The following is a 6,097-nucleotide window of genomic DNA, read 5'->3' on the forward strand; positions in this document are numbered from 1 at the left end:
GAGCGGGGGCCCAGGGGGCGCTCCAGGGTCAGGGTCGCCTCGCGTACGGTGGCGCCGGCACCGTCGACCATGACGGGGCTCAGCTCCAGTCGCGCCACCTCGGGCAGGTCGTAGCCGAGGCGGGACGCGCGCAGCAGCAGCTTCTCCAGGGCCGCCACGTCCACGGGTTCGGCGCCGCGGTGGCCGAGCAGCAGCGGGGCCGTGCGGATGGCGCGGATCATCTCGGCCGCCTCCACGTCCGCGAGCGGCGACAGGCGGTAGGCGCGGTCGTCCAGCAGCGCGGCGGTCTCGTCGGCGATGCCGAACGAGATCAGCGCGCCGAACGAGGCGTCCTCCCGGACGACGATGCGGGTCGGCACCCCGTCCCCGCCCTCCGCGACGTCGATGCCGTAGCAGGAGAGCAGCTCGGCCGCCCGCGCCGGCGGGACGTCGACCGGGCCGCCGTCGCCGAGCCAGCCGGCGACCAGCTCGCGCGCCCGGTCGCGGTCGATGTCGTCGAACACCGGCATGCGGCCGGGCGGGCGCTGCCGCCACTGTGCGTACCGGATCACGTACGCCAGCGCCCGGACGGCGTCCTCCGGCGAGGTGTAGGACGGCACGGAGCCCTCCGCCGCCATCCCGTCCGGGCCGGTGACGCGCAGGTCGGCGGGCATGCCCTCGGTGCCGAGGTAGGTCGCCACGATCGGCTTGCGGCCCTCGGCGGCCAGCCGGAGGATCTTCTCCGGGACGCGCAGGTCGTAGCCGCCGATCGTCGGGGGCGTGAACAGCGCCACGACCGCGTCGACCGTGTCGTCCTCCAGCGCCCCGGCGACGGCGGCCTCGTAGTCGTCGGCGTCCGCGCCGGGGCCGAGGTCGATGCGGGGGCGGACGTCCAGGCCGAGCGCGACGGCCTCGTCCTGCGCGAGCAGGCCCAGCGAGTTGGAGTTGTCGATGATCGCGATGCGGTCGCCGGCCGGGAGCGGCTGGTAGGCCAGCACCTGCGCCACGTCGAACAGCTCGGCCAGGTCCTCCACCCGGATCACGCCGGCCTGCTCGAACAGCGCGCTGACCGCGTGGTCGGCGAGGGTGAGGGCCCGCGCCGCGTGCCCGATCGGGACGCCCTGCGTGCTGCGGCCGCTCTTCACCGCCACGATCGGCTTGCGGCGGCCGAGCCGGCGGGCCAGCCGCGCGAACTTGCGGGGGTTGCCCAGCGACTCCAGGTACAGCAGGACGGCCTTGGTCGCCGGGTCCTCCTCCCAGTACTGCATCAGGTCGTTGCCGGACACGTCCGCGCGGTTCCCGGCGGACACGAACGTCGACAGGCCGAGGCCGCGCTGGGCGGTCCGCTCCAGGATGGCGATGCCGAGCGCGCCAGACTGGGAGAAGAAGCCCACCGGGCCGCGTCCCGGCATGGTCGGCGCGAGGGTCGCGTTCAGCCGCACGCCCGTGTCGGTGTTGGCGATGCCCAGGCAGTTGGGGCCGACGACCCGCATCCCGTAGGCGCGCGCCAGCCGCACGAGCTGCTCCTGCGCGGCCCGCCCCTCCTCCCCGACCTCACCGAACCCGGACGACACGACGACCAGCCCCCGGACGCCCTTGCCAGCACACTCCTCCACGACCTCGTGGACGGCATCGGCGCGCACGGCCACGACCGCCAGGTCCACATCGTCCGGTATCTCCAGGACGGACGCGTACGCGCGTACCCCGGCCACCGCGACCGCCGTCGGATGCACCGGGTACACGGGCCCCGTGAAGTCGCCCGACAGCAGGTTCCGCAGGACGGTCTGCCCGACGCTGTGCTCCGCGCGGCTCGCCCCGATCACCGCCACCGACCCCGGGAACAGCAGCCGCTGGATCGACCGCGACTCGGCCCGGTGCTCGCGCGCCGTCATGACCTCCAGCGAGGTGTCGGTCGGCTCCAGGTCCAGGACGAGCTCGATCACGCCCTCCTCGAACCGCTGCTCCGCCCGGTACCCGGCCTCCCGGAACACGCGCGTCATCCGGCGGTTGTCGGGCAGGACGCTCGCCACGAACCGGCGCACGCCCCGCTCCCGCGCCGCCGCGGCGATGTGCTCCAGCAGCACCGGTGCGACCCCGCGGCCCTGGTGCGCGTCCTCCACGAGGAACGCGACCTCCGCCGTCGCCGGCCGGTCGCCCAGCCGGTCGTAGCGGACGACCGCCACCATCTCCCCGGCGATCGTCGCGATCAGCGCGGCACGCCGGTCGTAATCGACGGTGGTGAAGTGCTCGACCTCGCGGTCCGACAGGTGCGGGCGCGGCGAGAAGAACCGGTAGTAGATCGACTCCGGGGACAGCCGCGCGTGGAACGTGCGCAGAAGGTCGGCGTCCTCGGGCCGGATGGGACGCAGATGGGCCGTCCCGCCGTCGCTCAGGACGACGTCGGCCTCCCACTGATCCGGGTAACGCTCGGTCACGTACCCGAGGGTAAGGCACGGACAGGTCACGGCCCGCGCCGGGAAAAACCGTGCTTCCCCGGTTTCGCTGCGCGTTCGAGACCTAATCCGGGCTCCGGAGCTGTTACGGTCGACCACACGCCCAAGAATTGCCGCTCGCGCGGGCCGTGTTGATCGAGGTGATGACTCCATGACGCGCGTGGTCGTGGTCGGCGATCTTATGACAGACACCGTGGCACGTGCCGCGTTCCCCTTGGCCAAGGGGAGCGATACGCCGGCCGCCGTGACGACCCACGGGGGCGGCTCGGGTGCCAACGTGGCCGCCTGGCTCGCCTTGGAAGGGGTCGAGGTCGCGTTCGTCGGCCGCCGTGGCTCCGACATCGCGGGCCGCAACCGGGACATGGAGATGATGGGGTACGGCGTCGACGCCCGCCTCGTCATGGACCAGGAGCGTCCCACCGGCACCTGCGTGGTGATGGTCACCCACAAGGGCGACCGGACGATGATGTCCGACCCCGGTGCCAACGGCGCGCTCCTCCCCGAGGACATCGAGCGCTGCAAGGACCTGTTCTCCCAGGGGACGCATCTTCACCTGTCCGGGTACGCCCTGATCAACGAGGGCTCCCGCAAGGCGGCCATCCACACCCTGGATCTGGCCCGCCAGGCGCAGATGTCGGTCTCGGTGGACGGCGGCTCCTCGTCGCCGCTCAAGCGGATGGGCGCCGAGCCCTTCCTGGAGTGGACGCAGGGCGCCCGCCTCCTGGCCGTCAACGCCAAGGAGGCCGAGATCCTCACCGGCCGCGACTCGCCCGAGCAGGCCGCCAAGGTGCTGACCGCCTGGTACCCGCAGGTCGTGATCAAGAGCGGCGCCGAGGGCGCCCTCTGGTACACCAACGGCCGCCCCGAGGCCGTCACCGTCCCCGCCGAACCCGTCGAGAAGATCATCGACGGCACCGGCGCGGGGGACGCGTTCGTCGCGGGGTTCCTGCCGCCCTGGCTGGACGGCAAGCAGCCCGCCGACGCGCTCACCGCCGGCTGCCACCTGGCCGCCCAGGCGATGCAGCACCTCGGCGCCCGCCCCACCCTCGACGTGGTCGACAACCAGATCAAGTAAGAGGCGTTCTCACCCCAGGGGCCGGCCCCTGGGGTGACTCGCTTGCCCGGCCCGGCGGCCGATGCTCGACCGGCCGGAGGTCAGGCGAGCGGGGTGTAGGTGCGGACGTCTTCCTTGACCGCGCACCAGAGGCGGTTGAGGGGGTGGCCGGCGTCGTACCGTTCGAGGTCGGCCCGCCGGACGAACGCGCCCGTCATGAGCTCGGCCTTGGGCTCCAGGTCATCGTGCAGGCCGATGGCGCGCAGCGGGACCGCGTCGGGGTCCTCCTGCGCGGCCATGCCCCGCCCGATCGAGCCGGTGACGATCATGCAGCCGCGGACGAAGCCCGACCGCAGCAGCGACAGGCCGTAGTGGACGTCGTCGATGTCGGCGACCACGTTCAGGCGCTCGCGGAAGTTCGTCCCGTACCAGGTCGCGAGCAGGTCGGCGACGAGCCCGGCGGGCGGCACCACCAGTGGCACGCCGCCGAGGCGGCTGGTCGCCACGGGCGCGTCGGGCAGCTCGGCCTCCGCCAGGTTGGTGAGCAGCAGCGCCTGGCCGCGGGCGTACTCGATGACCTCGTACTCCGTCAGGCGCAGGTCGCCCTCGGGGGTGCTGACGATGCTGCCGCAGATGAGATCGACCTGGCGGTTCTCCAGCCGTGACCACACGTCCTTGGTGCGGACGTGGGCGACCTTGAACTCCACCTCCCGCTGCCGGAACTCCTCCGAGACGCGGTTCCAGGCCCGCGAGACGATCGGCAGGGTGAACTCGGTCGTGCCGACGGTCAGCATGCGGCCGAGTCGGCGCCGGCTCAGGTGAATGGACTCCAGCCATTTCTCGAACGTGCCGCGCGCCAGTTCGACGGTCGCCTCACCGGTCGGGGTGAACAGGAAGTCCCTGCCGCGCCCCTGCCGGACGGTCAGCACCTCCCCGCACAGCACCTGGCTGTTCCGGTTCAGCGTGTCGAGCTGCTTCTGGACGCTCGACTGCTCGCGTCCGAGCACCCGGGCGGCCCGCAGCGCCGACCCCGTCTCGTGCACGACCAGCAGCGTCCGCAGCTGGTCGAACGTCATGTCGAGCAGTCCGGCCGGGCCGTCGAGAAGGGCGTCGAGGGTCGGTGGCACGTGCAGGGACATTACTACCTCCCCCGGAAATGGCCGCACGGTCAACTGAGCGGGAAATGATGACATTTCCGCCTGAACTTATCTCAAGATGTTCTCCTAAACAACTGGACAGAGTTTTCTAACCTCTAGAACACTTTCCTTCGAGCCGCTCTCCGCCGCCGTCATCCGTCCCAGTCAAGGACGGCGGCGCTCCCGGGCGCGCCCCGGCGGTGCCGGCCGCCGGGGCCGCCGCCCGGCGCCCTGGACTCCCGTTCGCCGCGGCCCTTCTCCGCCGCGGCGCCGGGACCGGACGCCGGCCCGTGCGCGGGGCCGCGCGCACGGGCCGGCCCGATCGCCCGCCCGCGCCCACGGGGGCGCGCGGGCAGCGATCCCTCCGGCTCCCATCCGCCGCCCCGCGGCGGCCGGGCAAAGACCGCCGCCAGGTTCACGGAGCCGAAACCGCCCAACCCGACGAGTCCGCCCGCTCCGCGAGACCGAGCCGCCCGCCCGGCGTCACCCTGGCGTTGCCGAACCTGGCTCGCGCCCGCTTGCAAGATTGCCGCTTACTCGCCAAGTGGGTAGTCGTAGCGGATGAATCCGTGGAAGCGCGCCACCTTGTCGTACAGAACGCGTGCGGTGACGTTGTCCTGCTTGGTCGTCCAGTACAGGCGGGCGGCGCCCCGCTTTCGTGCCTCCCCGGCCACATGCTCGATCAGGGCACGTGCGGCCCCCTGACCGCGCGCCGTCTCGTCGACGAACAGGTCCTGGAGATAGCAGGAATCGGCCGACCAGAAGGTCGCATGGAACAGATAGTGGGCGATACCGACCAGTCTTCCGTCGAACCGCGCACCGATCCCGTGCAAATCCGCGCCGCTCGACAGCCGCCGCCAGGTCTCCTCATAGCCCGCGTCGGGCACGACGGTGCGGTAGAACGCCTTGTAACCACGCGCCAGCTCTTCCCAAGCGACCCGGTCCTCGGGACGCAACGGGCCAATGTCGATCACAGCCACTCATCCTTCCACACACCCACCAACGACTTCCGAGGTCCACTTCCGAGGTCCACGGGACAGCGCCCAGCGCAGGTGGCCATGGTGCAGCCGCCCGTGGCGTCGATAGCCGCGGCGTGGAAAGTCGCGCGGGGTGCGACGTCCCCCAGAACAAGCAGGACACCATGCGGACCGCCCCCGCGGACAGGACCCCCTCCTGTAGTCAGGCCCTCTCGGGAGGTAGGCCGCCAGGCGTGCGGGACTAGTTGGGGGTGGCCAGGGTCAGGGGGAGGACGGGGCCGGCGCCTGCGGATTTCAGGTGGTACGTGGCCGCCGTCAGTGTCCAGCCGGTTTCCGTGCGGTCGTCGACCAGGAGGATGGGGCCTTCGGTCTTGGAGAGAGCCTCGGCCAGGTCGTCGGGGACGGCCAGGGAGTGCCAGACGGAGCGCAGGCGCTGGGCGCTGTTGTGGCGGCGGGGGCCGGGGTCTCCCACCGGGGTCAGCTCGCCCAGGTAGGTGA

Annotated in this window: 4 protein-coding genes and 1 pseudogene; 1 reads left to right on the top strand and 4 read right to left on the bottom strand. The window is 72.1% G+C overall.

Annotated features, from left to right (window positions below):
* Positions 1 to 2,414, bottom strand: a 2,414-nt coding sequence (locus E1293_RS43355) for a bifunctional acetate--CoA ligase family protein/GNAT family N-acetyltransferase (protein ID WP_132205404.1), incomplete at its 3' end; no start/stop codon positions are given.
* 169 nt (positions 2,415 to 2,583) lie between these two features.
* Here E1293_RS43355 and E1293_RS43360 point away from each other — a divergent pair.
* Positions 2,584 to 3,507, top strand: a complete 924-nt coding sequence (locus E1293_RS43360) for a carbohydrate kinase family protein (protein ID WP_132205406.1) — start codon at positions 2,584 to 2,586, stop codon at positions 3,505 to 3,507.
* Between the two features lie 80 nt (positions 3,508 to 3,587).
* Here E1293_RS43360 and E1293_RS43365 read toward each other — a convergent pair whose 3' ends face one another.
* From E1293_RS43365 to E1293_RS48240, 3 genes and pseudogenes are all read right to left on the bottom strand, one after another.
* Positions 3,588 to 4,625, bottom strand: coding sequence for a LysR family transcriptional regulator (locus tag E1293_RS43365; protein ID WP_207939455.1), 1,038 nt, complete (start codon positions 4,623 to 4,625; stop codon positions 3,588 to 3,590).
* Positions 4,626 to 5,155: 530 nt separating this feature from the next.
* Positions 5,156 to 5,602 (bottom strand): GNAT family N-acetyltransferase, encoded by a 447-nt coding sequence (locus E1293_RS43370; RefSeq protein ID WP_207939456.1) that lies wholly within the window; start codon positions 5,600 to 5,602, stop codon positions 5,156 to 5,158.
* Positions 5,603 to 5,840: 238 nt separating this feature from the next.
* A pseudogene (locus E1293_RS48240) lies at positions 5,841 to 6,097 on the bottom strand (recombinase RecQ); the annotation flags it as partial.

This window comes from Actinomadura darangshiensis, assembly GCF_004349235.1.
In the GTDB taxonomy this organism is placed as follows: Bacteria; Actinomycetota; Actinomycetes; order Streptosporangiales; family Streptosporangiaceae; genus Spirillospora; species Spirillospora darangshiensis.

What these genes read in the sequence shown, in the direction of transcription:
- E1293_RS43360 (WP_132205406.1), top strand. Translation starts at nt 2,584, where the DNA reads ATGACGCGCGTGGTCGTGGTCGGCGATCTTATGACAGACACCGTGGCA.
- E1293_RS43365 (WP_207939455.1), bottom strand. Translation starts at nt 4,625, where the DNA reads ATGTCCCTGCACGTGCCACCGACCCTCGACGCCCTTCTCGACGGCCCG.